The following is a 25,423-nucleotide window of genomic DNA, read 5'->3' as shown; positions in this document are numbered from 1 at the left end:
CCCCCGACCGGAGGACCGGGTCGCGTGGTCGCGCCGGAGCGAGCGCGTCACTCCGATCAGAGCAGGTCGGAGGCCGTGGAGTCGAGGTCGGCCTGGTGGCAGCCCGCTGCGCGCGCCTCACGTGTGGCGCCGCGCGCGGCCACGAAGGCGTCGGGCATCAGCGCCGCGATGACCGCCGACACGGCGCGCGCCTCCTGGCACGCCGGGTGGAGCAGCAGCTCTTCCTGCGTGAAGTCGACGGGGTCGCCACCGACCTGGCGCGCGCACGAGGCGTCGAGGCGGCGCTCGAGGTCCCACAGGTGCGCGAGGTCGTCGATCTCGGGATAGCGCTCCAGCCCCCCGAGCGCGACCTCGAGGGTGCGGGCGTCCTTCAGTCCCGAGGTGGAGCAGGCGAGGCGGGCCACCCCGAACGCGTAGCGACGGGCGCCGCCGGCGCTGGCGTCGGAGATGCGCCGCTCGAGCGCGCGGGCAGGGGACCCGTCGTCAAGTGCTCTCACCGTGCCTCCTCGCTCGCGACCAGGCGCTTGCAGGGCACCCCCGTTCAGGGCGCCTCCGAGGCCATACCCGATCACGGCTGCGCGGCAGCGGCGCTCCGGCGGTTGGGCGCTCCGGCGGCCGCGGTGCTCCGGCGCTTCGGCGCTCAGCGCGTCAGGCGACGGGCAGCTGTGCGCGGAGGAAGTCCTCGGTGCGCGCCCAGGCGAGGGTCGAGGCGCTCGCGTCGTGCCACGGCATGTCGTCGTTGTCGAACGCGTGGTCGGCGCCGGCATACGTCTCGACGACCGTCCCGGGCTGCTGCGTCAGGGACGCCTCGATGCGCCGCACGGTGTCGGTGTCGATGAACGAGTCGGACAGGCCGAAGTGGTGCAGGCTCGGCGCGGTGACCGTCATGACGTCGTGCAGTCCCGGCAGGGCAGAGCCGTAGTAGCTGACGAGCGCGTCGACGGGCGCCGAGCCCTCGGCCTCGAGGTGGGCCGCGGCGTTGAAGCCGAGCCCGCCGCCGAAGCAGAAGCCCACCACGCCGACGCCCCCGGTGACCTCGTCGCGGCCGCGCAGCCACTCGACCGTCGCTGTCGCGTCGGAGACGGCGGCCTGCCAGTCGAGCCGCTGGACCAGGCTCATGCCCTCCTGCAGCGCGCCCTCACCCTCGACCGGCGACGTCACGCCGAGGCGCCAGAAGATCTCCGGGGCGACGACGACGTAGCCGAGCTCGGCCAGCTGGGCGGCGCGCCGCTGCACGTAGCCGCTCACCCCGAAGATCTCCTGGAGCACGACGATGCCGGGGCCGTGGCCCGAGGGCGGCAGGAACAGGTGGGCGGGCATCTCGCCGGCCTCGGTCGGGATCGTCACGGCTTCGTCCATGCGGCCCAGTATGTATGCCGCGGGCGCCGTCTCAGCGGAGCGCGCGGAGCTGCTCCAGCCGAGCCTCGTAGCGGTGCACCCGGTCGGTCAGGGCGTCGTGCTCGCGCTGGTGCTGGCGGAGCACCGCGACGAGGCCGATGACCACGCCCGCGAGGCCTGCGCCGGCGCCCCAGAGGGCCGAGGTGCCGGTGAGCCCCGGCCCGGTGCCGTGCCCCGTGGCGATGAGGACGACGAGCGTGCCGAGCAGCAGGGCGGCGAGCGTGCCGAGGGCGGCCAGCCGTCGTGAGGCGGCCCGGTCGGACGCCTCGAGGGCGTCGCAGGCGACCGCGAGCTCCTCCCGGGCGACCGGCCGGTCGAGGAACGTCGCGGCGGGGAAGCGGTGGACGCGCCGCCCCTCGCCGAACCCGAAGCGGCGGCGGTGGTCCGTGGGCGCGTCGACGAGGCGGGTCGGGTGGGCGGCCCCGGGGAACGGTCTTGCCGGCAGTACGGGCAGTGCGGGAGGTGTGGGCAGCGCGGGCGCGGGCAGTGCAGTCATGGTGCGAGCTCCTGGGTGCGGGGGCGGGTGTGGGTGCGGGTGTGGTGCGGTGACCACTCGACGGATGGGTCCTCGTCGAGTGGTCACCCCGGTAGCGGCTGTCGTCCCAGTCGTCTGAGTCGTCTCAGTCGTCTCAGTCGTCCGAGCCGGAGCCGAGACGGGCGCCGAGGGCGTACGCCGCGACGACGAGGGCTGCCGCGGCCAGGACGATGTCCTTCAGGACGTACTGGCCCATGAGGCTCGGGCCGTGCGGGAACAGCTCGGCGGTGAAGAGCGCGAGCGGCGACATGATGCCGATGAGCGCGCCGCCGAGGACGACGACGCCGACCCGGAGGAACTTGCCGGTGACGAGCGTCAGGCCGATGACCGTCTCGGTGACGGCCGTGAGCAGGACCGCGTTGTGGCCCGAGACGAGCCCGAACGTGAGCCGGTCGATCGTGGCCGAGGCGATGGCCTCGGCCGGGCTGAGACCGGGGAAGAACTTCAGCACCCCGAAGCCGAGGAAGACCAGGCCCAGGCTGATCCGCAGGGCGTGGAGGCTGTAGGCGACGAGGAACGCCCGCAGTCGGTCGACGGCGGCGGTGACCCGGGCCGTGAGGGCGGTGCGGCCGCCGGCGAGGCGGGTGCTGAGCGGTGCGCGGGTCCCGGAACGTCCGGGGCCGTCGACGACGAGCTGCGACATGGTGGTTCTCCTTTGAGGTCGTTGTTCGGGACGTCAGAAGGAGGAGCGGGCTGCCGCGATACCGCCGGCGCCGAGGTTGAGTGCAACTACCTAGACGAAACCCGTACGCTCAGGGACAAACCAGACACGGTCTGGGGCTCTGGCCAATTCAGTTGACAGTCAATGCAGTTCGCGTATTCCGCTTCGTCTCCCCCGCTCGAGCAGGTACGTTCGGCGGGTGGTCCGGGGCAAGACGTCATGGGTGGTCGCCGGTGTCGGCGCGGCGCTGCTGCTCGTGAGCGTCGCGTGGGCGTCCTTCTCCGACGCGGTCTCGGACGGCCTCCGGCGAGACGCCATCCAGCAGGCCGCGTGCGCGATGCCCGCCGACGGCCTGACCGTCATCGGGGGAGCCGACGACGTCACGGTCGTCAGCGATGGCGCGACGGGCGGCGTCCACGTGGCGAGGCACCTCACGTGGAGCCCGTGGTCCCCGGCGCCGACGGCGTCCGAGCACCTCAACGGGTCGACGCTCGAGCTCGAGGCCGACTGCAGCGGGCTGGTCGGCTGGTGCGACGTCGACTACGTCGTCACCGTCCCGGAGCACTTGGACGTGACCGTCGACAACGAGTCGGGCGACGTCACCGTGACAGGCACGTTCGGCAGCACCGTTCTCAAGACCGGATCGGGCGACATCGCGACGGCGCGGCTGCAGGCGACGGAGCTGACGGCGTACGCCGACAGTGGCGACATCGACCTGGAGCTCGACGCCGTCGTCCCCGCGGTCGACGTGCGCGCCGGCTCGGGCGACGTCTCGGTGATCCTCCCGAAGGACGCCAGGTACGCGCTGAGCCTCGACAGCGGCTCGGGCGAGCAGGACGTCAACGTCGCCACCGACCCGGGGAGCGCCTCGTCGATGCAGGTCAGGACCGGATCGGGCGACCTCGAGCTCGACCACCGCTGACCGTCGGCTCGAATCCGCCCCGAACGCCGAAGCCGCGTGTCACCGAAGGGCGCGGTGACACGCGGCTCCTGGGGGTGGCCGGCTCAGGTGAGGTTGCCGGCTGCGGAGTCGTCCTCGTTGGGGTTGTCGAAGGCACTGTGCTTGTCGTCGGGCACGGACGGGGCCGGGTGGGTGGGGGTGGTGGCCGTCGTCGTGTCGTGGTGCTCGACGAGCTTGTCGATGCCCTTGTCGACCGAGGCTCGAACCTTGGTCACGGTGTCGGCGTGCTTGCCGCCGGTCTTCTCGTCGATCTTCATGGACGCCTTGTCCAGGGCACCGTCGACCTTGTCGCGGTTCTCCTGGGCGTAGCCGGCCGCAGCCGACACCGCGGCCTTGGCCATCTGGACCACGGCGTCGCCGAAGTCCTTCGCCTTCTCCTGCAGATGGACCTCGTCCGCCTTGTGCTTCAGCTGCTCACCGAACGACATCGGTGTCTCCTCATCTCGCACTGGCCCGGCGGTGCGCCGGGCTCACTGCTTCCACAGTCATACCCGTGGGCCACTCGTCGCAACCGGGGTCGACCCCGATTCGACCCCGACCCACCCTGAGCCCCCCGGCACCGGACGGAGTGCTCGAGTGGGCGCGCGTGGGGGCCTCCCTACCGGCCTCGGGCCGCCGCCCACACCCACTCGAGCACCGACCGGTGCCGCGACCACGGCGGGTCACCCGCCGACGGCGCCTGGGGGTCGCCGTCGAGCGCCGCTCCGTCGGGGGTGCCGTCACCGGCGCGCCCCGGCGCGAGCGAGCGCCTGATCGCCTCGGCCACGCCGAGCCGCCCCTCTGCGGGCTCGCCGAGCACGTCGGCTGCGTCCTGCTCGCCCACCATGTCGTGGCCGAGGCTCGGAATGAGCGACTGCACGGTGCCGCTCGGCACGTCGACGAGCGAGCCGGCGACGCGCGCCACGGCCCCGACGGGGGCCAGCCACACCGGAAGCTGCACGCGCAGCAGGCGGGCCTCGGCGGCATACGTGCGCAGGAGCGCGACGTAGCTGAGCCGGTCGGGCCCTACGACGTCGAGGTGGCCCGTGACGTCAGGCCGTTCGAGCGCCTCGGCCAGGAACCACACGGCGTCGGCGACGGCGACCGGCTGGATCACCGAGCCCGCCATCCACGCCGGCACCGTCTGCACGACGCCGAGGCGGTGCGACATCTGGCGCATCACCTCGAAGCTCGTCGAGCCCGCCCCGACGACCATCGACGCGCGCAGGGTCAGCACCGGGCAGTCGGCCGTCGCGAGCACCTCCTCGACCTCCAGGCGCGAGAGCAGGTGGTCCGACAGCTCGTCGTCGGGCAGGTCGGGGACGATGCCCGAGAAGTAGACGAGACGGGTGGCGCCGACGACGCCGACGGCGTACGCGACGTTGTCGGCGGCCCTGCGGTCGCGCTCCATGAAGTCCGCGTCGTCGAGCCCATGCACGAGGTAGCAGACGGCGTCGACCCCGTCGAGGGCCGCGATGACCGCGTCCTCGTCCTGCACATCGACGCGTCGCCACTCGACGTCACCCGCCCACGGGTATGCCGTCACGTGGTCGGCAGCGCTGCGATGGCGGGTCGCCACCACCTCGTGGCCGCGTCTCAGCAGCTCGGGCGCGAGCCGGGAGCCGACGTAGCCGCTGGCGCCGACGACCGCGACCCTCATCGCCGCTTGCGGCCGCGGCGGAACGAGCCCAGCAGGTCACCCGCCGAGCGGACGAGGTCGAGCGCGCCGCCGTCGTCCTCCTCGTCGGCGGGCACCCGGTCGGTGACCGCCATGCAGGTGAGGAACCGCTCGATGAGCGGGTCGGAGGCGCGCTGCACGAGGCCGGTGCCGAAGTCCATCGGGAAGCCCAGGAAGACGAGGTCGGTCGCGAGGCGGGCGCGGGTGCGGTCACCGGGCAGCGCCTCTAGGGTGAGCCTGATGTCGATCGTGGCCCTACCCAGGCCGTGGCGCTCGTGGCCGGTGGCGGCGAGCCGGGCGTGCCCGGAGGCCTCGTCGCGCTCGGTCATCGAGCCGGTGCCGTCGAAGTACATCGACAGCGGACCCAGCTTGGCGCGGATCTCGCCCACGAAGTCGTCGCCGTCGACCTTCGTCACCTTCGCCCCGGGGAAGCACCGCCCGATGCGCTTGAGGTCCATGAAGTGGGCCCACACGTCGTCGATCGGGGCGTCGAGCTCCTGGTCGTGGGCGAGCCTCACGGGAGCAGCTCCCAGTGCAGGCCGTCGCCCCAGCTGCCGTCGGCGAGCCGGTCCACCGCGTGCTCGCGCCCGAACTCGACGAACCCGACCGACCGCAGCACGGCGTTGCTCGCCTCGTTGTCGGCGGCGGTCTCGGCGACGAGGCGCCGCACGCCCATGCCGCCCTCGCTCGTCGGGGCGAGCGCGTGCCCGGCGGCCAGTCGCGCGGCCTCCTTCGCGGCGCCATGGCCCCGGGCGCTGGGGAAGAACTGGTAGCCCAGCTCGGCGGTGTCGGTGATGGCGCCGCCGCGGCTGAACACCGTGACCCCGCCGAGCGCGCGGTCGGACTCGCGGTCGGCGACGCACCAGTCGACGCCGGTGCCCTCGGCCATCCGCTCCTGGCGGTTATGCACCCACGTGGGGAACGTGTCGGGGCGCAGGACCGACCGGGCCGGCATCCAGTGCGTGGGGTCGTCGTCGCGGGGCTCGATCGCGTCGACGTCGTCGAGGCGCCACGGGCGCAGCCGTATGCGTTCGCCCTCGATCGAGGGCGCGGCCAGCCACGGGTCGCGGGGCGAGCGGGAGTCGCCGGGCGTGATGCTGGCGGTCCACGTGTCGAGCGCGGCCGGCCCGCCCATCGGGTCGGGGTGACTCTCGGGGATGGTGCCGTGGAACGTGAAGCCGGTGGCCCAGGCGACCCGTCGGGAGCCCCAGTTGCCGACGACGGCCCGCCAGTGCAGCCGGCTCACGGGCACGCCCCAGACAGGGGTCGAGAACGCGTGGTCGACGACGAGCCGCACGGCGCGCGACATGATGCCGTGGCCGCGGGCAGCGGGGTGCAGGCCGAAACCGAGCTCGCCCACCGAGGCGGCTGCCCCCTGGCGCAGGTCGATGCTGCCGCCGAAACGCGGCCGGCCGAGGCTGTCGGTCCACTCGACGGCCCAGTGCCGCGTGCCGTCCGGTGCGGCCCAGTCCTCGAGGTTGCGCTCGACGTAGGAGACGGCGTCCTCGCGGGAGTAGGGCCGCGGGACGGTGGTCCAGCGCAGGCTCTCGGGGTCGCTGCTCTGCTCGACGATGGCATCGGCGTCGTCGAGGGAGTGGGGCCGCAGCGTCACCACACCGTCGGTGAGGACGGGCACCGGCAAGGGCTGGTCGTCGGCGGGCGAGGTGGGCTGGGGCTCGGCGGTCACGGCGTCAGCCTGCCAGCCGGCATACGCACTCGTCATCGGCATTGTCCTCGGCGTGCTCTCGGTCGGTCGTCGAGCACGTCCGGCCACGGGCGGGACGTGAGAGGCCGGGAGCCAGCGTGCTGGCTCCCGGCCCAAAAGGCGCGCTTCCCCTCCACAGGCTGCGTACCGAGGCTTACCGTACCCAATGGAACGAGATATCCCTCACCCGTTGCGGGATGTCCGGGCCGGCGCAACGTAGCAGGGGGTTCAAGGGCCGGAGCGGGGGCTCCGGAACGCGCGAGGGGGTCGTTGTGGGACGGCATACAGGGGTACGTGGGCTCGGGTCCTGGGCCACGGCGATGTTGGCATGCGCACGGATGTCGGCAGGCGCGCGGATGTCGGCAGGCGCGCGGATGTCGGCAGGCGCGCGGATGTCGGCAGGCGCGCGGATGTCGGCAGGCGCACCGATGTCGGCGTGCGCACCGCCGTCGGTGCCGGTGGGACGGGAGTCCCCCCCAGATCGCGACTCCCGTCCCGGAGCATCCGGCTCGATGGCCACCCTACGAAGGGTGTGGGCCCCGGTTGTGCTGCGTTGCGTACATCGGTGCGCGCCGCAACGGCGTGCCTTCGCGTCGGGTAGGTGGAGCTCGTGCTGACCGACGAGATCAGGTGGGTGCTGCGCAACGCGCGGCTGCACGCGCCCGACCCCGCGCTGCGCAGTGCGGCGGGCTTCGCGCAGGGGGCGGGGCGCGCCGCCCCGGTGCACCGCGCACAGGTCGGTCGCTGGGAGGGCGGCGGCGTCGACGTCAGCCGCGCCCTCGTACGCCGCTACGAGTCGGTGCTCGAGCTGCCCGAGGGGCAGCTGGTGGCTGCCATCGACCTCTTCGCCCGGTCGCACGACCCCATCCGGTCGGCCGCAGCGCTCCCGCCCCGCGGCGAGCCCGACGTCGCCGGCACTCTCGAGCTGCTCGAGTGCGCGTTGGGCGACGACCGCATGACCGGCCTGGACTGGGACCGGCTCTCCGACCACCTCGGCCGTATGCCGCACGCGATGATCCGCTCGGCCGACTGGGAAGCGCTCTTCCGCCGTCTCCTGCAGGAGGTCGGCCTCTGCCTCTACCTCGACTACGCGCAGCGCACGGAGGCGCTCGCGCGCCTGGCGGGCCACCCCCGCAGCGGCGGGGTCGTGGCCCGCCTCGCCGCCGAGGTGGTGGCCCGGCCCGACGCGCAGTTCTACAACGACACGCTGAGCCTGCTGCAGTACACGAGGGACCCGCAGGCGCTGTCGGTCATGCTCGACCAGCTGCGTGACCCGACGAGCTCGAGCGCGCTGCGAAGCTGCCTCACCGTACTGACGACTCTGGTCCGCGGCACCCGGCTCGACGTGGAGGTGCGCCGCGAGGCGGTGCGGCTGGCCGTGCAGTTCCTGCGCGACCCCGACCACTCCTACCTCGTGCACCGCGGCGCCGCGAACCTCGTGCGCGCCCTCGGCCCCGCGAGCCAGCGCCTCGCCAACGTGCTGACCGCCGAGGACCGGCGGGCCGCGGCGTCGATCATCCGCGACGGCCGGGCCATGTCGGCGCAGGCGGTCGGCGAGGCGCAGAAGCGCATCAGGGCGGTGCTCGAGGCGGGAGAGGGCCGCGCGGCGGCCGGCGAGCCGGTGCTGGCCCGCCTGCTGCAGACCGCGCTCGGCCAGACGAACGAGGAGGAGCGGGACAACGCGCTCGGCATCCTCATGCTGTCGCCGCAGAGCCGGATCATCGGGCGCGTGCACGCCGCGGCGTTCAGCGCGGCGGTGGACCGGTCGGACCTCGTGGCCGCGCACGAGTCGGTGAGCGTGCTGACGTGGGTGGGCCAGCCCGAGGACCTCGACATGTTCGAGCGGGTCGCGCTGTCGCCGACGACGCCCTACTCGCTCGCGATGCAGGCGGCCTACGTCGTGGGCAACACCGTCGAGCCGGCCAACCGTCGACGTGACGAGCGCGAGACGTCCTTCGCCCGCCGCGCCGCGGAGGTGATGGCGACGGGCAGCGCCGCGGTCACCGCGGAGGACCCCGAGCTGCTGCGCGGGCTCGTCTACGTGCTCGGCATGCGCGGCCGCAACGACCTCATCACCGCCCTGCAGGACGCTCTCCCCGTTCCGGGCGACGACCCGCTGACGATGCCCGAGATCGCCCGCGGGGTGCTCGGCTGGTGGCTCGCCGTGCCGGAGCACCTGCGCCCGCTCGCCGCCGATGGGGCGCTCGTCGGCGAGCCGGCCACCGGTCGCTAGGTTGGGGACGTGCAGACGGACGAGGTGCTCAGCCTCCTGAAGGACGTGGCCGACGAGGTCATCAACCCCCGGTTCCGGGCGCTCGCCGCCGGCGAGGTCCACGAGAAGCGGCCCGGAGACCTCGTCACCGATGCCGACCGCGAGGCCGAGGTGCTCATCAACGCGGCGCTGACGGCCGCCTACCCGGACGCGACGATCCTCGGCGAGGAGACGTACGCCGGGGACCCGGACCTGCTCCACCGGTATGCCGCCGCCGACCACGCCTTCACCGTCGACCCCGTCGACGGCACGAAGAACTTCGTCCATGGCTCCAAGGACCACGCGGTCATGGTGAGCGAGACCGTGGGCGGCGAGGCCGTGCGGGCCTGGATCTGGCAGCCGCAGCACGAGCTCGCGTACGTCGCCGAGCGCGGTGCCGGCACCTGGCGTCACGACGCCGACGGGGCGCAGCGCCTCACGGTGCCCGTGCGGGCCGGAGCCGACCTGCGAGGACGCACCTCCCGCCGCAAGTGGATCGGCAAGGCGCCCGACGGTCTCGAGCCGATGACGCTGACGTGGGTGTCGTGCGGCATCGACTACCCCAAGCTCGTCGAGGGCGAGGCCGACTACATCATCTATGCGAAGGCCTCGCCGTGGGACCACGTGCCAGGGTCGCTGCTGCTCTCCGAGGCCGGCGGGATGCTGGGCACCACCGCCGGACAGGCGTACTCGCCTCGCGACCTCACGCCTCCGGGGCTCGTCGCCGCCGGCAGCCCCGCGGCCTTCGACGAGGTGTGCCGTGCCCTCGCGTCGAGCGACCACCTCCACTGAGCCGGCGGTGACGTCGCGCGCCGGGTCGTCCGGCCCCGACCGCATGTCGGGGCAAGGCGGCATGTCGGAGCAAGGTGGAGTGTCGGGGCAGGGTGGCACGTCGGGACCCGGCGCCTCGACCGCGCACGCGGTGCTCGCCGGCGTCGTCTGCGGACTCGTGGGCTTCACGAGCTCGTTCGCCGTGGTGCTGACAGGCCTGCAGGCGGTGGGGGCGAGCCCCGAGCAGGCAGCCTCCGGGCTGCTGGTCCTCTGCGTGACGATGGGCCTCGGCTGCGTGCTCTTCTCGTGGCGGCTGCGGATGCCGGTCACGATGGCCTGGTCGACACCCGGCGCGGCGCTGCTGGCGGCGGGAACCGTGCCGGCCGGTGGGTTCGCCACTGCGGTGGGCGCTTTCCTGCTCTGCGGCGTGCTCATCGCCCTGTGCGGTCTGGTCCGCCCGCTCGAGCGCCTCGTCGAGGCGATCCCGACCGGGCTCGCGAGCGCGATGCTGGCCGGCGTGCTGCTGACGCTGTGCGTCGCGCCGTTCCGGGCCGTCGTCACCTCGCCGGCCGCGATCGCGCCGGTCATGGCGACGTGGCTGGTGCTCGTGGCGTTCGCCCGTCGGTGGGCGGTGATCGGAGCCCTCGTCGCGGCGATCGTCGTCATGGCGGTGCAGGGCGTCTTCGGCCGGCTCGACCTGGCGACAGCGGTTCCCGCGGTCGTGCCGGTCGCGCCGGCGTTCAACGCCACCGCGCTCCTCGCGATCGGGCTGCCGCTCTTCGTCGTCACCATGACGAGCCAGAACATCCCGGGGATGGCGGTGCTGGCGTCGTTCGGCTACCGGCCCGGCATGCGGGCGCCGCTGCTCTACACGGGCGGCGCCACGGCGGTCGGCGCCGTCGGTGGGGCGCACGCCATCAACCTGGCTGCGATCTCGGCCGCCCTGGCCGCAGGGCCGGAGGCGCACGCCGACAGGAGCCGTCGCTGGATCGCCGGTGTCGCATGCGGTGTCACGTACATGGCGTTCGGTCCGCTGGCCGGACTCGTCACGGCCGCAGCGCGATCCGCACCCGACGGACTCATCGGGACCATCGCCGGCCTGGCGCTGCTCGGCACGTTCGCAGCATCAGCCGCAGCGGCGCTCGCCGATGCCGGGTCGCGCGAGGCCGGCGCCGTCACGCTCGTCGTGGCGGCATCGGGGTTGACCGTCGGCGGCATCGGTGCCGCATTCTGGGGCCTGGTCGCCGGCGTCGTCGTGCTCGCCGCCCTCCGCATCGAGCGACGACGGAAGCGGCCGCCTGCCTGACCTCGAGCCGCTCGAGCGGGCGGCGCGGACGTCGCGGTCGCGCGTGACCCGGCCGGACGGCATACGGCCCGGGGTCAGCCCTCGGCGGCCTCGGCGGACGACTTCTTCGAGCGCGCAGCGCGAGCGCGACCCGTCGTCGTGGCCTTCTTCGCGTCGCGGGCGGCCTTCCTGGCGGTCGCGGATGCCTCCGACGTCTTGCGGCTCGTGACGTAGCCCTCGGGGTCCTTGTCCTTCGGCGTAATGCCGTCGGCCCACCGGATCGCCTCGTAGCGCAGGAACTGCACGGCGATCTCGTGACGAAGCTCGAGCGTCGCCTGCTGCCGGAAGTCGGCGAGGTCCTGGCGCTCCTCCTCGCCCATGTGGTCGCTGTTGTGCACGTTCGCGTCGACGACGGCCCTCCACCACGCGTCGGAGCCGGTGCGGCAACGGCCGACCCTGCGCACTGCCTGGCGGATCTCGTTGTGGTCCTTGACGGCGTCCTCGACCTCCTCGTCGACCGACTCGGCGTCGGCGCCGCCCGTGCCGAGCCGCAGCAGCTCGGGGTAGAAGTACTTCTCCTCGGCCTCGGCATGCACCTCGAGCAGGATCTCCAGCCGCTTCCAGACCGCGGCGAGGCCCGCGTGGTCGTCGCGCGGCCACTCCTCGAGCATGGCGAACAGGCGTCGCTGGTCGTCGTGCTGGCGCAGGATGACGTCGGTGATGTCCACGGGTGCCTCTCTGTCGTCCGGGGGGCGTGCCGGATCCATTCTGGTGCAGGTGCGCTCACTCCGTACCCGCTGGGCGCGACCGGAGTGTCCGTTTCGCGTATCACCGCGACCGGTCGGTGCCACCGATGGTCGGGGGAGTTCACCGACAGAGTCGCCGGAACGGACGGGTGGTGGGTCGCATGACGAGCAACGACCTCGTGGTGGTGCTGCCGGGAATCACGGGCAGCACCCTCGGTGTCCGGGGCGACGACGGCTCGCCCGCGAGCGCGAACCTCATCTGGGCGCCGAGCGCCGGAGCGGTGTGGAAGCTGCTGACCGGCGGCACCTCCATCCTCACGAAGGCGCTGCCCGAGGGCATCGGTGACGACCATCCGGGTGACGGCGTCGAACCGGTCGGGCTCATGCCCGACGTGCACGTTCTGCCGGGAATCTGGACGCCGATCCGGGGCTACGACGTGCTCGTGAAAGCCCTTGAGGCGCAGGGGTACTCACGAGACGGTGCAGGCACGGCGCCCTCGCTCATCCCGTACGCGTACGACTGGCGCCTGTCCAACCGCTACAACGGGCAGCGGCTGGGGTCGGTCGTCGAGCCCGCCCTCGAGCGGCTGCGCGCGCAGGGCGGGGCGTACGCCGACGCGAAGGTCGTCTTCATCTGCCACTCCATGGGTGGCCTGGTCGCCCGCTGGTACGTGGAGAAGTGCGGCGGCGCCGAGGTGACCCGCAAGCTCATCACCCTGGGCACCCCGTGGCGCGGCGCCACGGACGCCCTCGAGCAGCTCGTCAACGGCGTGAAGAAGGGCATCGGGCCCCTCTCGGTCGACCTCACGGCGTTCTCACGGAGCATGCCGTCGCTGTTCCAGCTGCTGCCGGAGTACGCGTGCATCGCCGCGGGGGACGGGTGGGCGAAGACGACCGAGGTCTCGGTGCCGAACGTCAGCACGGCGATGGTCGCCGACGCGATGGTCTTCCACACCGACCTGCAGGCGGCCGAGGGCGCCCGGCCGGCGAGCCGCACGATGACGCACCTGGTCGTCGGGGTGCGGCAGCCCAGCCAGACGACGGTGACCCTGCGCGACGGTCGGGCGTACACGTCGCAGACCTTCGGCGCCGACAACGACTACGGTGACGGCACCGTGTCGCTCACCGGAGCCGTCGGCCTGGGGGAGGCGCTCGACACCAACCTTGCGGTGCGGGTGCCCGAGCAGCACACCAACCTCCAGTGTAACCGGGTCGTCCTCGACCAGATCCAGGAGATCCTCACCGCGAAGCCGGTGCGGAGGCGTGACGAGCTCAAGGACACCCGCGTGCGGGCGACGGTGCCCGACCTCGTCACGCCCGGTCACGCCCTCGAGGTCGGCTTCGACCTCGAGTCGGAGCTCGGTGGCGACGAGCCGCCGCGCAAGGCCATGGCCGTCACGGTGCGCAGTGCGAAGGGCAAGGTGCTGGCGAGGGCCGAGCCGACGGTGCGCGGGGGCCACAGGGTGGCGAGGTTCGCCGACCTGCCGGCGGGCACGCACACGGTCGTCGTCGAGGGGGCCGAAGCGGGCTCGACGGTGCGGCCCGTCACGTCCACCACGGTGGTCTGGCCGACGGCGTCGCGCTGAGCCCCTGCCCCGGGTGACGGGCCTGCGCGACCTGCCCGGTCTCGCTGCCGCCAGGCCGCGATGGCCGCGGAGCCGCGGCGGTGAGCTCGCTTGGCGCCCGGAGGCGGCGGGTCTGTCCCGCAACAGGTGTCAGGGCGTAGTCGTCCCGCGATGGTTCAGTGGGGTGCATGACCACGACTGACAGCACCACTTCGAAGATCGGCTGGGACTGCGTCGCGCTCGACTGCGCCGACGCCGCCGGGGTGGCCCAGTTCTACGCAGACCTGCTCGGCGGGCGGGTCGAGGCCGACCCCGACGGCGACTGGTTCAACGTCGTCTGGGACGGTCCACGCATCGCCACCCAGCTCGCCCCGAACCACCAGTCACCGGACTGGCCGCGCGGCCACCAGCAGGCGCACCTCGACTTCGTCGTTGTCGACATCGCGGCCGCCCACGAGCGCGTGCTCGAGCTCGGTGGGGTGGCGCTCGACCCGGTGGAGGCTCCGCACCCCAAGCCCGACCGCGGCTTCCGCGTCTACGCCGACCCGGCGGGTCACCCCTTCTGCCTCTGCCGCCCGACGCGGGACGCCTGGGACTGACCCACGAGTCGGCGGCACGCAGGGGCATCCGGCGCTCGCGTCGGGTCGGCCGCCGCGATGGTCGATCAGAGGGCCGTCAGCACGATGCCGAAGTGGTGGGCGAGGGCATCCCGCACGGCAGCTTCGTCGGCGAGCTCGATCTCGTCGCGGCGTCCCTGCGTCGTGGTGATGAGCCGGTTGCCGCTCAGGGTGACCCGCCCGGTCGGCGTGAGCAGCGACGCCAGCCGTGAGCGGGTGAAGTGGCTCTCGGGTGAGGTCTGCTGCCACTCGTTCCGCGCCGCGAAGTCGTCGAGTGGATGCGGCGTCGTCGTGAAGACGAACCGGTCGCGCCAGTCCTCGCCGTCCCGGCGCTCGCGCGAGACCCAGAGGTCACCACGCCGGGCCAGCCCGACGGTCAGGCCGCGTTCGCGCCGCTCGAAACCGTCGACCAGAGGGAGCGGCTCGACGAAGCCGTCGCCGAACCCGACGTCGGCCAGCACCGCCTCGGCCGGCACCCCGTCGGCCAGCCCGGGTGAGGTCACGACGAGGGCCAGGTGGTCGAACTCGTCGGTGAGGCCGCCGTCGGCCATGGCCACGCGGGCCGAGACGAGGTCGACGGCATACCCGAGCCGGCGGAGCAGGAGGGCGAAGAGGCCGTTCAGCTCGTAGCAGTAGCCGCCCCGGCGCTCGTCGACGATCTTGGTCAGCAGCGAGGCCCTGTCGAGCCGGATCGGGCGTCCGAGCCCGATGTCGAGGCTCTCGAACGGCACGGTCAGCAGATGGGCCCGGTGCAGCGACGCCAGTGCCGCGAGGGTCGGCGCCTCGGGTGCGGGGACGCCGAGCCGGCGCAGGTAGGCCGCCGCCTCGTTCGCGGTGAGGGTTTCGATGGTCGTGGATGAGGTCACGGGCTCATGCTGCGACCTCCAGCCCACTGGAGGTCAAGAGCGCGAGGCAGGCCGTGGCGATGGTGGCGATGGTGGCGTGGGGAGCGGCAGGGTCACCCCGACCATCGTCACGCCGCGCCCGTCCCACTCGTAGCCCGTGCGGTCGAGCAGCTCGACTGCGGCACCACGCAGCGTGTCCGCGTCGAGGGTCGGCACATCGAGCGGCCCGCGCTCGAGCACCTGCGTGCCGTCGTCGTAGCGGACCAGCACCTCGAGCCGGGCTGGCAGACGCGCCGGTTCGTCGAGAGCCGCAACCCGCGCGATCGCGCGTCCCACGCACTCGTCGAGCACGGCGACGACCTTTGAGCGCGTGCGCGTCGACGGCATCGACCGGCTCGCGCTCACCGACCGCCTCGGCCCGGGCAGCCGGACCGTGGCGTCGTCGGTGCCGCGCGCGATGGACACGAGGCGCCTCGCCATCGCCGTCGTGACAACGCGTTTGAGGTCGTCCTCGGAGAGGCCCTGCAGGTCGGAGACGACGAAGAGCCCTGCGGCGTGGAGCTTCTCGTAGCTCATCGGCCCGACACCCCATAGCTCGTCGAGCCGCAGCCGTGGACGCACGCGGGCCTCGAGCTCGGCGTCGACGACGACCACGCCGTCCGGCTTGGCACGCCTGCTCGCGAGCTTGGCCATGAGCTTCGTGCTGCCGGCCCCGACCGACACGGGTAGCCCGACCTCGGTCCGCGCGGCGGCGCGCAACGCGTACGCCATACCGGTCACGTCGCCGCGGTCGCGGTCGGTGACATCGAGGAAGGCCTCCTCCATCGAGCCCGGCTCGACGAGCGGCGTGAACCGGCGGAAGAGGTCGAAGAGCAGCGCCGAGGCCTCTTCGTACGCCTCGGAGCGATAGCCGGTGACGAGCACGTCGGGCCAACGTCGCTGGACCTGGCGCAGCGGCATACCGGCGTGGATGCCGAGGGCGCGGGCCTCGTAGGACGGGCACGCGACGACCTCGTGGGCGACGACCATGGGTCGGCCGCGCAGCCGCGGGTCGTCGCGCTGCTCGACCGACGCGAAGAACGCGTCGGCATCCGCGTGGAGGATCACCCCTCCACTCTCGCGGCCGCCGCCGACAGCGCCCCGGAGGACGCTGCCGGCGGCTCCACGAGCAGGTCAGGAGTCAGGCAGACGCGGCGCGACAGCGCGTCGACGCGGAGGCGGCCGGCCCCGGTGACGGCCAGGACGAGGCTCACGACGCCGAGGCCGGCGACGAGCAGTTCGCCGCCGACGAGCTCGACCAGTGCGGCAACGAGGGCGCTCGCGTCGGGCGCGGGCACGCCCATGCCGGCATCGGGGAGGAGACGGACACCCGCGGTCGCCGGAGTCCGACCGGTCGGTCGGTGACGACGGCGGACTGGTCCCCGAGCTCGTCGTCGACCGGGTGCGCGGCGACGCGTAGGCCGTTGCCGCGCCGGCTCCGGGCTCCGGACCCGTGCGCGCGGGGTCAGTAGCCGGCGTGGTCGAGCGCCTCGGTCGTCAGCTCGCGACCGAGCTCGATCATCTCGGCGGCTCGGTGGAAGTCGAGGGTGCGCACCGCGTTGGAGGGCACGGTGACGAGCACGTCGGGCGGGTTGCTCGCCATCCGGTAGCGGGAGATGAGCGCGCTCATCGTGTCGAACGACATGTTGAGCAGGTCGACGAGCCCGACGTCGGCCTGCCCGAGGACGTACGCCTCGGTCGGGGTCTGCGGCACGACGACCCCGTCCCCGACCGCAGCACCGACCACCGCGCCGACACCGCCGCCCACTCCGGCGCCGACATCGCCGCCCAATCCGCCGCCGACATCTCCGCCGACCTCGGCGACCTCCGCCTCGCGAGGGTGCCCGCCGAGGCGGCCCGTGATCGCGCGGAACCGCTCCGACTCGAGCACCTCGGCCGCGCTGCGTCGCAGCCGGCTCGTCCACTCCTCGCGCGGCACCGACTCCGACGACTCCTTGACGGGTGCGGCCCCGGCGACGGACCGCATGCCCGACAGCGACACGGCGATCGTCAGGTCCACCGAGGCGGCAGCGGTCGGCTCGATCGGGATCGGGTTGATGAGCCCGCCGTCGACGAGCACGCGGCCGTTGATGACCGCAGGCGTGATGACTCCGGGGATCGCGATCGACGCGCGGACCGCGTGCTCGACGGGGCCGCGCTGGAACCACACCTCGCGCCGCGCGTTGATGTCGGTCGCGACGGCCGTGTAGGGGATCGGCAGCTTCTCGATGGTCGCCCCGTCGAGGATCTCGCCGACCTTGGCGATGATCCGCTCGGCGCGGATCGCTCCGCCGCCTGCGGGCAGGGTCAGGTCGAGCAGCCGCCACACCTCGCGCTGCGTGAGGCTGCGGGCCCACTCGGTGTACGTGTCGAGCTTTCCCGCCGCGGCGACGCCGCCGACGAGGGCGCCCATCGACGTGCCCGCGATCGACACGACGTCGAAGCCGCGCTCGCCCAGCACCTCGAGCGCGCCGATGTGGGCGTAGCCCCGTGCCCCGCCCGACCCGAGAACGACTGCTGCACGCATACGGTCTGCCACGGTCCCGACCCTACGGCGGGCACGTGTCAGTCGCGCAGGTAGTAGATCTCCAGGGACTCGAGCCAGGCCTCGTCCCCGAGCATGTCGATCGCCGTGACGCGTCCGTCGGAAACGGTGAACCGGAAGGCCACCTTCGGCTTGCCGCGCATAGCCCACACGAGCCCGATGCCGCCGTCGAACGCGGCGAGGCGCGCCGACTGGGCGCCGCCGTTGAAGCGACCGGCCACGGCCTCGGGGCCGACCAGCTGCACGGGCGACCCCATGGCTGCGGCCGCGGGGTCGGAGGTGAGCACGACCTCGGGGTCGAGCAGCTCGAGCAGCGTCCCGAGGTCGCCGCCGCGGGCGGCGTGCAGGAAGGCCGTCACCACGGCGCGCTCGCGTCGGCCCTCGGGGCCGCTCCCGGCCCCGGCCCGCTCGGCCTCCGCTCCGGAGTCGGCAGCGCGCACGCGCCGGCGGGCCCGGCTCGCGAGCTGTCGGGTGGCCGCGGGGGAGCGGTCGATGATGTCGGCGATCTGCTCGAACGGCATACCGAAGAGGTCGTGCAGCACGAAGGCGAGTCGCTCGGCCGGCCCGAGCGTGTCGAGCACGACGAGCAGTGCGACGCCGACGCTGTCGGCGAGCTCGGCCTCGTGGGCCGGGTCGGGCGTGCGTGCGGTGGGGTGGGCGGCCCGCTCGGTCTCCGTGAGCTCGGCGAGGCCGGCGTCCCAGCTGTCCTCCCGGCGCGACGCGCGCGACCGCAACATGTCGAGGCTGATCCGGCCGACGACGGTCGTCAGCCAGCCGCCGAGGTTCGCGACGTCGCTCGTGTCGCTGCGGCGCAGGCGCAGCCAGGCCTCCTGCACCGCGTCGTCGGCGTCGGCCGAGGAGCCGAGCACCCGGTGTGCCACGGCGCGCAGGCGAGGTCGGTGCGCCTCGAAGTCGCGGGCCAGCCACTGCTCCCGGGTCAGGTTCTGGTCGTCCATCGGTGTCACATCCTCGCGTCGTGGTCCGTCATAGCACTGACGAGCCGGAGTCACCCGATGTGACACCGCACCGGGAACGAGAGAACCAGAGAGAACCAAGGAGAGTCCCATGTCCGCCGTGAACACCCTCATCTACCCCGTCGCCGACCTCGACGCCGCCAAGAGCGTCTTCACCGCGCTCCTCGGAGTGCAGCCACACACCGACCAGCCCTACTACGTCGGCTACAACGTCGACGGCCAGGAGCTCGCCCTCGACCCCAACGGCCACCGGAAGGGCCTCAAGGGGGCCACTCCGTTCTGGTCGGTCGACGACCTCGAGGCGACGATCGGCGCCCTCGTCGAGGCCGGCGCCACGGTGACGCAGCAGCCGATGGACGTCGGCGGCGGCCGCCGAACGGCCTCGCTGGCCGACGCCGACGGCAACATGATCGGTCTCATGCAGGACTGACTCGTCCACTTTTCGGGCACTTTCCGGGCGTCCGGTTCCCGCGCGTGTCGCGGCGGACCGGGCGCCCACGCGCTTTCCAAAATGCTTGTGGGACAAGCAAGTTCAGCCCCTTCGCGTATGCCGCCGCCTGGCCTTCGGTCTGGCGCCGAGTCGCCTGGTGGCGGGTCGGGTCTTGCGCCCGACCGCCGACGTGTGCACTATGGGAAAGGCACATGTAAGCGCTTACAGCAGCGCGGACGACTCGACGACGAGATGCGAGAGGTGGTTCCAGTGGCAACGGCACGCAAGCAGGCCCAGGCCGGCGCGACGACCCCACCCGGCGTCTCCGTGGCGCACGCCGCCGCCCACAACGGGGCCACGATCTACTCCGTCGCCGAGCGGGCCGGCGTCTCCATCGCCACGGTCTCGCGCGTGCTCCAGGGCGCCGGCACCGTGTCCGCCAAGACCACCCAGAAGGTGCTCGACGCCGTCGACCAGCTCGACTACGTGCCGCTCGGCGCTGCCCGCAGCCTCGCCGTGCGACACCACGAGGCCCACGGCCTCGTGCTCCCCGAGCTCTCCGGTCCCTACTACTCCGAGCTGCTCATGGGTTTCGAGTCCCGCGCCGCGGAGCTCGGCCAGAGCGTCACGCTGATGCTCACCGAGGGCAAGGCCGACATCGCCCGCTCCGTGCGGCAGCTGGCCACCCACGTCGACGCCATCGCCGTGCTCGGTTCGGCCGCCATGCCGCCGGCCGTCGCCAAGGCACTGCACGGGAAGAAGCCGGTGATCATCATCGCCGGGGCGCCTCAGGACGGCATCGAGAGCGTCGGGGCCGAGAACGCCCACAGCGCCCAGAAGCTCACCGAGCACGTGCTCGGCCACGGCCGCCGCCACCTGCTCTTCGTCGGTGACCCCGACGGCGCACCCGACATCAGCGACCGCCACGCGGGCTTCGTCGCCGCCCACCGCGCCCAGGGCCTCGAGCCCGCCGAGCCGGTGCGCGTCCCCTTCCGCGAGGGCGAGGGCGAGGCCGTCGCCGAGCGCATCCTCGCGGGCGAGATCACCGCCGACGCGCTCGTGTGCGCCAACGACGAGCTCGCCCTGTCGATCATGAGCCATCTGCAGGACGCCGGCCGCGACGTGCCCGGCGACATCGCGGTGGTCGGCTGGGACGACGTCATGACCTCCCGCTACGTGCGCCCGGGTATGACCACCGTGCGCCAACCCGTCCGTGAGCTCGGGGCGCTCGCGGCCGAACGTCTTCACCAACGGGTCCACGGGGCCGAGCTGCTCGCTGCGCCGCGCGTCCTCCCGACGCAGGTGATCATCCGAGGCTCCTGCGGCTGCGACGCGCGGCCCTCGACACCACATCCGCCCGCGCGACCTGACGGCATACGCCCACCGCCCGTCCCACCGGGCGCACCCGACCTCCGTCCCCCGACCAACTCGAACAGCCCGACCAACTCGACCAACTCGAACACCCCCGAAGCCCCCTCGTACCACCACCTCCACCCCCCGAAATCCCCCGCTCGTCTCGAAGAGCACACAAGGAAGTGAGACACCGATGAGACGCACCACAGCCATCACGGTCGCGTGCATGACGGCCACCGCCCTCACCGTGACCGCCTGCGGTCGCGACGGCGAGAACGCCGGCTCCGGCGCCGCCCAGACGGGCGCCGCCGTCAGCTCCGGCAAGGCCACCGGCGAGATCACCGTCTGGGCCATGGGCGCCGAGGGTGACAACCTCCCCAAGCTCACGAAGGAGTTCGAGGCAGCCAACCCCGGCGTCAAGGTCAAGGTGACGGCGATCCCGTGGGACGCCGCCCACGACAAGTTCACGACAGCGATCACGGCGGGCAAGACGCCTGACGTCGCGATGGTCGGCACGACGTGGATGGGCGAGTTCGCCGCGAGCGACGCCCTCGACCCGACGCCGGCCCAGATCGACAAGTCCGCCTTCTTCGAGGGCGCCCAGAAGACGACCGAGGTGAACGGCACCTCCTACGGCATCCCGTGGTACGTCGAGACCCGCGTGCTCTTCTACCGCACCGACCTCGCCAAGAAGGCCGGCTTCGACGCCGCCCCCACCGACTGGCAGGGCCTCAAGGACATGGCCAAGGCCATGCAGACCAAGGCCGGCGCCAAGTGGGGTATCGGCCTGCAGGCCGGCGGCGAGGGCTCGTGGCAGACCCTCATGCCGTTCGCATGGTCCGACGGCGCCGACCTCACCAAGGACGGCGGCAAGGCCTACAACTTCGACAGCCCGCAGATCCTCAAGGCGGCGAAGTACTACCAGTCGTTCTTCACCGACGGCATCTCCAACAAGAGCGCCCCGGCGACCCCGACCACCGAGCCGGACTTCGCCAAGGGCACGGTCCCGATGTTCATCTCCGGCCCGTGGATGATGTCCGCGGTCGAGAAGGTCGGCGGCCCCGGCTTCAAGGACAAGTACAACGTCGCGCCGATCCCGGCCGGCTCGGCAGGCTCCTCGTCGTTCGTCGGCGGCTCGAACTTCGTCGTCTTCAAGAACACGAAGAACCGCGACACCGCGTGGAAGTTCGTCAACTGGCTCGCCGACCCCAAGGTCCAGTCGAAGTGGTACACGATCTCGACCGACCTGCCCTCGGTCAAGAGCGCGTGGCAGGACCCGGCCCTCGCGGCCGACAAGAAGCTCGCCGTCTTCGGCAAGCAGCTCGAGACCGCCAAGGCCCCGCCTTCGTTCCCGACGTGGGAGCAGGCCGTCAAGGGTCTCGACACCGAGCTGGAGAAGATCACCAAGACCGGTGAGGACCCCGCCACGGGTCTCAAGACGGCGCAGCAGCAGGCCGACTCCATCGGTACGGGCATGTGATCGCATGACCGCCCAGACCGGCACGACCGGGTCCCCAACCGGGCCCGTGACGCCAGCTCCGGCCGCGGCCCCGGGGCGACCTGACGACAGGTCGCCCCAGGGGGCAGGTGGCGGGGACTCCCGGCGCCGGGGCACGGCCCGGGGCCGGGAGGGCCGGGCGGCCTGGATCCTCGCGATCCCCTTCTGCCTGCTCTTCCTCGCCTTCACGGCGTGGCCGGTGGTCCAGTCGCTCTTCATGAGCATCACCGACACCAGGGCGCGTGACCTGCGAAAGCCCTTCTCGGTCAACATCATCGGGCTCGACAACTTCACGAAGGCGCTGTCCGACCCGACGTTCCGCAAGGCCGCCGGCAACACCGCCTACTTCGTCCTCGTCGGTATGCCGCTGACGCTCGTCGTCGCGCTCGCCGCCGCGGTCGCGCTCGACAAGGGCATCACGCGGTTCCGCGCGATCTTCCGCCTCGGCTTCTACATGCCGGTCATCACCTCGATCGTCGCGGTCGCCGTGGTCTGGCGCTTCCTGCTCCAGGACCCGGGGGGCCTCATCAACACCGTCCTCGGCTGGGTCGGCATCAGCGGGCCCAACTGGCTCGGCGACCCGAACTGGTCGATGCCCGCGCTGATCCTCATGGCGGCCTGGCGCAACTTCGGCACGGCGATGATCATCTTCCTCGCGGGCCTGCAGGCCGTGCCCGCCGAGCTGCACGAGGCGGCCGCGATCGACGGCGCCAACGCCTGGAAACGGTTCCGCCACGTCACCCTGCCGCTGTTGCGCCCCACCCTGCTGTTCGTCATGGTCACGACGGCCATCGGCTACCTGCAGTTCTTCGAGGAGCCGTTCGTGATGACCAAGGGCGGTCCGCTGAACAGCACGATCTCGCTGTCGATGTACACCTACCAGCAGTTCGGCTTCGGCAACTACGGGCTCGCGTCGGCGATGAGCTACATCATCTTCGTCGTCATCGCGATCGTCACGGCTCTCCAGTTCCGACTGCTCCGAGAGAGGACCTGACATGTCCGTCGACACCGCACCACGTCCTGTCGGCAAGCCCGGTCCGGCTCGCTCCCGGGGCCGCGGGGGCAGGCCCCGCTCCGGCATGGTCGGCTCGAGCCAGGGTGGCCGTTGGTGGCTCTACCTGGTCCTGACCGTCGCCCTCCTGGCCGTCATCGCACCCTTCGTCTGGATGGTGCTCGGCAGCTTCAAGGGTGAGGGTGAGCTCCGGCAGGTGCCACCGACCTGGCTGCCCGAGAGCGCCTCGCTCGACAACTACACGCAGCTGTTCGACAAGCTCAGCTTCGGGCAGTTCTTCACCAACTCGATCGTCGTCGCGGTCGTCGTGACCGCTGGCAACCTCGTCTTCTGCTCGATGCTCGGCTACGCCCTGGCGATGCTCGACTTCAAGGGCAAGAAGCTCATCTTCACGGCCGTGATGACGACGCTCATGATCCCGGGCGTCGTCACCTTCGTGCCGTTGTTCGTGCTCGTCGCGAACGCCGGCCTCATCGACACCCTGCCCGGCCTCTTCCTGCCGTTCCTCGTCAGCCCGTTCGGCGTGTTCCTCATGCGCCAGTTCATCCTCGGGCTGCCCAAGGACCTGCTCGACGCCGGCCGCGTCGACGGCGCGGGCGAGCTGCGGATCTTCTGGAAGATCATCCTGCCGCTCTGCGGTCCCGCGCTCGCGACGCTCGGCATCCTCACCTTCCTCGGCAGCTGGAACAACTTCCTCTGGCCGCTCGTCGTGGCCCAGTCCGAGGACCGCTACACCCTCCCCGTGGCGCTCGCCCTCTACTCGACCGGACAGAACAGCACCAACTACGGTCTGCTGCTCGCCGGCGCCACGGTCGTCATCGTCCCCATCCTCGTGGTCTTCCTCATCTTCCAGAAGCGCTTCATCGAGGGCATCGCCACCACCGGTCTCAAGTGACCCCAGTGAACGGAGCACACCCCATGCAGCACTCCTCCAAGCAGATCTCCACACCGAGCCGCCGCTCGTTGCTCGTGGGCGGGGCGGCCTCGGTCGCCGCCTTCGCCCTCGCGCCCAGCCCGGGCGCGCGCGCCGCGACGGCCCCGGCGTTCGTCCGCAGCTCGCCGACGCTCGCCCTCGACAAGGGCCGCGTGCACACGTGGGCCGCAGACACGTGGCGCAGCCTCGTGGCCATGACCGACCCGAAGACCGGCCTCCCGGCCGACAACATCCCCGAGTCGCTCGCCGCCGGCGACCGCTCCGGCTACACGTCCCCGACGAACATCGGTGGCTACCTGTGGTCGACCGTCGTCGCCCGGGAGCTCGGCATCATCACCCGTGGCGAGGCCTCGGCCCGCCTGGTGCGCACCCTGCGGACCGTCGAGGGGATGGAGCACCACACGCCGAGCGGCATGTACTTCAACTGGTACGACGAGGCGACCGGCAGGACGCTGCACACCTGGCCCGGGTCGGGCGACAAGGTCGTGCCCTTCTGCTCGAGCGTCGACAACGGCTGGCTCGGCGCTGCCCTCCTGGTCGTCCAGCAGTCCGATGCCGCCGCCCGCCCGTGGGCGAAGCGCATCTTCGACCGCATGCGCTGGGACGCCTTCTACAACGACAACAGCGACCCGGCGCACCAGGTGCGGGCCGGTGGCCTGATCCACGGCGGCTTCTACCCGTACGAGAACGGCCGCCCCGGAGGCACCTACCAGGGCACCCACATCGGCGGCGACCCCGTCTGGCTCACCACGCACCACTACGACACGACCGTGTCGGAGACGCGCATCACGAGCTACCTCGGCATCATCACCGGCCAGATCCCGCCCAAGCAGTACTTCGCCATGTGGCGCACCTTCCCCGCCACGTGCGACTGGTCGTGGCACGAGATGCAGCCGGTGGGCAAGAACCGCACCTACTACGGCATCGACGTCTACGAGGGCGCGTACACCTACCGCGACATGCACATCGTGCCGGGCTGGGGCGGCTCGATGTTCGAGGAGCTCATGCCCGACGTCTTCGTCGACGAGGCTGCCTGGGCGCCGAAGTCCTGGGGCCGCAACCACGTGCTGCACGTGCGCGCCCAGCGGGAGCACGGGCTCATCGAGGCCGGCTACGGCTACTGGGGCTTCAGCCCCTCGAGCAACCCCGCCGGGGGCTACCGCGAGTACGGCGTCGACGCGCTCGGGCTCAACCCCACCGGCTACATGTCCGACCAGGAGAGCACGAACTACGATCCCGGCTTCGGCACCTGTCGCCCGGCGACGAACCCGAGGCCCACCTACGGTGACGGCGTCGTCACCCCCCACGCGTCGTTCCTGGCCATGCAGCACGAGCCCGCCCAGGCGTTCACCAACCTCGCCGGCATCCAGGCCGACTTCGAGTCCTACGGCCGTGGTGGCTTCTTCGACGCCATCGCCGTGAAGTCCGGCACGGTGGCGCGGCGCTACCTGTCGCTCGACCAGGCGATGATCATGGGCGCCGCCGGAAACGTGCTGGGCGACAACGTGATCCGTCGCGCCTTCTCGACCCCGGCGGTCCGGAACGCGCTGCAGCCGGTCATCGGCATCGAGGAGTTCGGCGCGAGTCCGGTCTGACCGGGCCCACCTCCGAACGAGACACCCACCGACGAAAGGCGGCACC

The 25,423-nt window shown here is 72.2% G+C and carries 26 protein-coding genes; 12 read left to right on the top strand and 14 right to left on the bottom strand.

The window, feature by feature from the left end:
• Positions 1–56 precede the first annotated feature (56 nt).
• The 4 genes from ACFQ2V_RS15470 to ACFQ2V_RS15455 form a co-directional block, all read right to left on the bottom strand.
• Complete coding sequence (locus ACFQ2V_RS15470) at positions 57–497, bottom strand: hypothetical protein (protein ID WP_386053736.1); 441 nt, start codon at positions 495–497, stop codon at positions 57–59.
• A 151-nt stretch (positions 498–648) separates the two neighbouring features.
• Entirely contained in the window at positions 649–1,359 is a 711-nt protein-coding gene (locus ACFQ2V_RS15465) for a dienelactone hydrolase family protein (RefSeq protein WP_386053735.1), read from the bottom strand.
• 31 nt (positions 1,360–1,390) lie between these two features.
• The gene (locus ACFQ2V_RS15460) at positions 1,391–1,894 is read right to left on the bottom strand and encodes a hypothetical protein (RefSeq protein WP_386053734.1); all 504 of its coding nucleotides are present in this window, start codon (positions 1,892–1,894) and stop codon (positions 1,391–1,393) included.
• Positions 1,895–2,027: 133 nt separating this feature from the next.
• The gene (locus ACFQ2V_RS15455; RefSeq protein WP_386053733.1) at positions 2,028–2,576 is read right to left on the bottom strand and encodes a DoxX family membrane protein; all 549 of its coding nucleotides are present in this window, start codon (positions 2,574–2,576) and stop codon (positions 2,028–2,030) included.
• A gap of 217 nt (positions 2,577–2,793) precedes the next feature.
• On the opposite strand from ACFQ2V_RS15455, the gene ACFQ2V_RS15450 reads away from it, so the two are divergent.
• Positions 2,794–3,516 carry a DUF4097 family beta strand repeat-containing protein gene (locus ACFQ2V_RS15450; RefSeq protein ID WP_386053732.1) on the top strand — a complete coding sequence of 241 codons (723 nt, stop codon included), beginning with the start codon at positions 2,794–2,796 and terminating at the stop codon, positions 3,514–3,516.
• 83 nt (positions 3,517–3,599) lie between these two features.
• Here ACFQ2V_RS15450 and ACFQ2V_RS15445 read toward each other — a convergent pair whose 3' ends face one another.
• The 4 genes from ACFQ2V_RS15445 to ACFQ2V_RS15430 form a co-directional block, all read right to left on the bottom strand.
• Positions 3,600–3,983, bottom strand: a complete 384-nt coding sequence (locus tag ACFQ2V_RS15445) for an antitoxin (RefSeq protein WP_386053731.1) — start codon at positions 3,981–3,983, stop codon at positions 3,600–3,602.
• Between the two features lie 170 nt (positions 3,984–4,153).
• A complete protein-coding gene (locus tag ACFQ2V_RS15440) occupies positions 4,154–5,194 on the bottom strand; it encodes an NAD(P)H-binding protein (RefSeq protein ID WP_386053730.1) in 1,041 nt (346 codons plus the stop codon).
• Positions 5,191–5,730 carry a CoxG family protein gene (locus ACFQ2V_RS15435; RefSeq protein ID WP_386053729.1) on the bottom strand — a complete coding sequence of 180 codons (540 nt, stop codon included), beginning with the start codon at positions 5,728–5,730 and terminating at the stop codon, positions 5,191–5,193. Before ACFQ2V_RS15435 ends, ACFQ2V_RS15440 begins: the two co-directional genes overlap by 4 nt.
• Positions 5,727–6,935, bottom strand: a complete 1,209-nt coding sequence (locus ACFQ2V_RS15430; protein ID WP_386053728.1) for a GNAT family N-acetyltransferase — start codon at positions 6,933–6,935, stop codon at positions 5,727–5,729. Before ACFQ2V_RS15430 ends, ACFQ2V_RS15435 begins: the two co-directional genes overlap by 4 nt.
• A gap of 592 nt (positions 6,936–7,527) precedes the next feature.
• Here ACFQ2V_RS15430 and ACFQ2V_RS15425 point away from each other — a divergent pair.
• The 3 genes from ACFQ2V_RS15425 (at position 7,528) to ACFQ2V_RS15415 (ending at position 11,245) form a co-directional block, all read left to right on the top strand.
• A complete protein-coding gene (locus tag ACFQ2V_RS15425; protein WP_386053727.1) occupies positions 7,528–9,150 on the top strand; it encodes a hypothetical protein in 1,623 nt (540 codons plus the stop codon).
• 9 nt (positions 9,151–9,159) lie between these two features.
• The gene (locus ACFQ2V_RS15420) at positions 9,160–9,960 is read left to right on the top strand and encodes an inositol monophosphatase family protein (RefSeq protein ID WP_386053726.1); all 801 of its coding nucleotides are present in this window, start codon (positions 9,160–9,162) and stop codon (positions 9,958–9,960) included.
• Between the two features lie 79 nt (positions 9,961–10,039).
• Positions 10,040–11,245 carry a benzoate/H(+) symporter BenE family transporter gene (locus ACFQ2V_RS15415; RefSeq protein ID WP_386053725.1) on the top strand — a complete coding sequence of 402 codons (1,206 nt, stop codon included), beginning with the start codon at positions 10,040–10,042 and terminating at the stop codon, positions 11,243–11,245.
• A gap of 74 nt (positions 11,246–11,319) precedes the next feature.
• On the opposite strand, the gene ACFQ2V_RS15410 is transcribed toward ACFQ2V_RS15415, so the two are convergent.
• Positions 11,320–11,952, bottom strand: a complete 633-nt coding sequence (locus tag ACFQ2V_RS15410; RefSeq protein WP_386053724.1) for a hemerythrin domain-containing protein — start codon at positions 11,950–11,952, stop codon at positions 11,320–11,322.
• 179 nt (positions 11,953–12,131) lie between these two features.
• Here ACFQ2V_RS15410 and ACFQ2V_RS15405 point away from each other — a divergent pair, with 179 nt between their 5' ends.
• Positions 12,132–13,556, top strand: a complete 1,425-nt coding sequence (locus ACFQ2V_RS15405) for an esterase/lipase family protein (protein WP_386053723.1) — start codon at positions 12,132–12,134, stop codon at positions 13,554–13,556.
• A gap of 167 nt (positions 13,557–13,723) precedes the next feature.
• Entirely contained in the window at positions 13,724–14,134 is a 411-nt protein-coding gene (locus tag ACFQ2V_RS15400; protein ID WP_386053722.1) for a VOC family protein, read from the top strand.
• A gap of 65 nt (positions 14,135–14,199) precedes the next feature.
• Here ACFQ2V_RS15400 and ACFQ2V_RS15395 read toward each other — a convergent pair whose 3' ends face one another.
• The 5 genes from ACFQ2V_RS15395 to ACFQ2V_RS15375 form a co-directional block, all read right to left on the bottom strand.
• The gene (locus tag ACFQ2V_RS15395; RefSeq protein ID WP_386053721.1) at positions 14,200–15,018 is read right to left on the bottom strand and encodes an arylamine N-acetyltransferase family protein; all 819 of its coding nucleotides are present in this window, start codon (positions 15,016–15,018) and stop codon (positions 14,200–14,202) included.
• Between the two features lie 33 nt (positions 15,019–15,051).
• The gene (locus tag ACFQ2V_RS15390) at positions 15,052–16,104 is read right to left on the bottom strand and encodes a Y-family DNA polymerase (protein WP_386053720.1); all 1,053 of its coding nucleotides are present in this window, start codon (positions 16,102–16,104) and stop codon (positions 15,052–15,054) included.
• Positions 16,101–16,340, bottom strand: a complete 240-nt coding sequence (locus ACFQ2V_RS15385) for a hypothetical protein (protein WP_386053719.1) — start codon at positions 16,338–16,340, stop codon at positions 16,101–16,103. The genes ACFQ2V_RS15390 and ACFQ2V_RS15385 overlap by 4 nt, the downstream gene beginning before the upstream one ends.
• A gap of 161 nt (positions 16,341–16,501) precedes the next feature.
• Positions 16,502–17,575: a patatin-like phospholipase family protein gene (locus tag ACFQ2V_RS15380; RefSeq protein ID WP_386053718.1), complete on the bottom strand. Its 1,074-nt coding sequence runs from the start codon at positions 17,573–17,575 to the stop codon at positions 16,502–16,504.
• 26 nt (positions 17,576–17,601) lie between these two features.
• Positions 17,602–18,537: a sigma-70 family RNA polymerase sigma factor gene (locus tag ACFQ2V_RS15375; RefSeq protein WP_386053717.1), complete on the bottom strand. Its 936-nt coding sequence runs from the start codon at positions 18,535–18,537 to the stop codon at positions 17,602–17,604.
• A gap of 109 nt (positions 18,538–18,646) precedes the next feature.
• Between ACFQ2V_RS15375 and ACFQ2V_RS15370 the strand changes: the two genes are divergently transcribed.
• The 6 genes from ACFQ2V_RS15370 (at position 18,647) to ACFQ2V_RS15345 (ending at position 25,377) form a co-directional block, all read left to right on the top strand.
• Positions 18,647–18,985 carry a VOC family protein gene (locus tag ACFQ2V_RS15370; RefSeq protein ID WP_386053716.1) on the top strand — a complete coding sequence of 113 codons (339 nt, stop codon included), beginning with the start codon at positions 18,647–18,649 and terminating at the stop codon, positions 18,983–18,985.
• A 270-nt stretch (positions 18,986–19,255) separates the two neighbouring features.
• Entirely contained in the window at positions 19,256–20,524 is a 1,269-nt protein-coding gene (locus tag ACFQ2V_RS15365; protein ID WP_386053715.1) for a LacI family DNA-binding transcriptional regulator, read from the top strand.
• A 7-nt stretch (positions 20,525–20,531) separates the two neighbouring features.
• Positions 20,532–21,818 carry a sugar ABC transporter substrate-binding protein gene (locus ACFQ2V_RS15360; protein ID WP_386053714.1) on the top strand — a complete coding sequence of 429 codons (1,287 nt, stop codon included), beginning with the start codon at positions 20,532–20,534 and terminating at the stop codon, positions 21,816–21,818.
• A 4-nt stretch (positions 21,819–21,822) separates the two neighbouring features.
• On the top strand, positions 21,823–22,830 hold the full coding sequence (locus ACFQ2V_RS15355) for a carbohydrate ABC transporter permease (protein ID WP_386053713.1): 1,008 nt from the start codon (positions 21,823–21,825) through the stop codon (positions 22,828–22,830).
• A gap of 1 nt (position 22,831) precedes the next feature.
• On the top strand, positions 22,832–23,743 hold the full coding sequence (locus tag ACFQ2V_RS15350; RefSeq protein WP_386053712.1) for a carbohydrate ABC transporter permease: 912 nt from the start codon (positions 22,832–22,834) through the stop codon (positions 23,741–23,743).
• A gap of 23 nt (positions 23,744–23,766) precedes the next feature.
• Entirely contained in the window at positions 23,767–25,377 is a 1,611-nt protein-coding gene (locus ACFQ2V_RS15345; RefSeq protein ID WP_386053711.1) for a glucoamylase family protein, read from the top strand.
• Positions 25,378–25,423: the final 46 nt, after the last annotated feature.

This window comes from Terrabacter terrigena (assembly GCF_042676085.1).
Classification (GTDB): domain Bacteria; phylum Actinomycetota; class Actinomycetes; order Actinomycetales; family Dermatophilaceae; genus Terrabacter; species Terrabacter terrigena.
Note: the sequence above shows the minus strand (reverse complement) of the source record. Positions and strands in the feature narration are given on the sequence as shown.

Coding starts and splice junctions, on each gene's coding strand:
- ACFQ2V_RS15385 (WP_386053719.1), bottom strand. CDS start 16,340: ATGGGCGTGCCCGCGCCCGACGCGAGCGCCCTCGTTGCCGCACTGGTC.
- ACFQ2V_RS15465 (WP_386053735.1), bottom strand. CDS start 1,359: ATGGACGAAGCCGTGACGATCCCGACCGAGGCCGGCGAGATGCCCGCC.
- ACFQ2V_RS15460 (WP_386053734.1), bottom strand. CDS start 1,894: ATGACTGCACTGCCCGCGCCCGCGCTGCCCACACCTCCCGCACTGCCC.
- ACFQ2V_RS15345 (WP_386053711.1), top strand. CDS start 23,767: ATGCAGCACTCCTCCAAGCAGATCTCCACACCGAGCCGCCGCTCGTTG.
- ACFQ2V_RS15430 (WP_386053728.1), bottom strand. CDS start 6,935: ATGACGAGTGCGTATGCCGGCTGGCAGGCTGACGCCGTGACCGCCGAG.
- ACFQ2V_RS15440 (WP_386053730.1), bottom strand. CDS start 5,194: ATGAGGGTCGCGGTCGTCGGCGCCAGCGGCTACGTCGGCTCCCGGCTC.
- ACFQ2V_RS15370 (WP_386053716.1), top strand. CDS start 18,647: ATGTCCGCCGTGAACACCCTCATCTACCCCGTCGCCGACCTCGACGCC.
- ACFQ2V_RS15355 (WP_386053713.1), top strand. CDS start 21,823: ATGACCGCCCAGACCGGCACGACCGGGTCCCCAACCGGGCCCGTGACG.
- ACFQ2V_RS15375 (WP_386053717.1), bottom strand. CDS start 18,537: ATGGACGACCAGAACCTGACCCGGGAGCAGTGGCTGGCCCGCGACTTC.
- ACFQ2V_RS15445 (WP_386053731.1), bottom strand. CDS start 3,983: ATGTCGTTCGGTGAGCAGCTGAAGCACAAGGCGGACGAGGTCCATCTG.
- ACFQ2V_RS15360 (WP_386053714.1), top strand. CDS start 20,532: ATGAGACGCACCACAGCCATCACGGTCGCGTGCATGACGGCCACCGCC.
- ACFQ2V_RS15350 (WP_386053712.1), top strand. CDS start 22,832: ATGTCCGTCGACACCGCACCACGTCCTGTCGGCAAGCCCGGTCCGGCT.
- ACFQ2V_RS15455 (WP_386053733.1), bottom strand. CDS start 2,576: ATGTCGCAGCTCGTCGTCGACGGCCCCGGACGTTCCGGGACCCGCGCA.
- ACFQ2V_RS15405 (WP_386053723.1), top strand. CDS start 12,132: ATGACGAGCAACGACCTCGTGGTGGTGCTGCCGGGAATCACGGGCAGC.
- ACFQ2V_RS15400 (WP_386053722.1), top strand. CDS start 13,724: ATGACCACGACTGACAGCACCACTTCGAAGATCGGCTGGGACTGCGTC.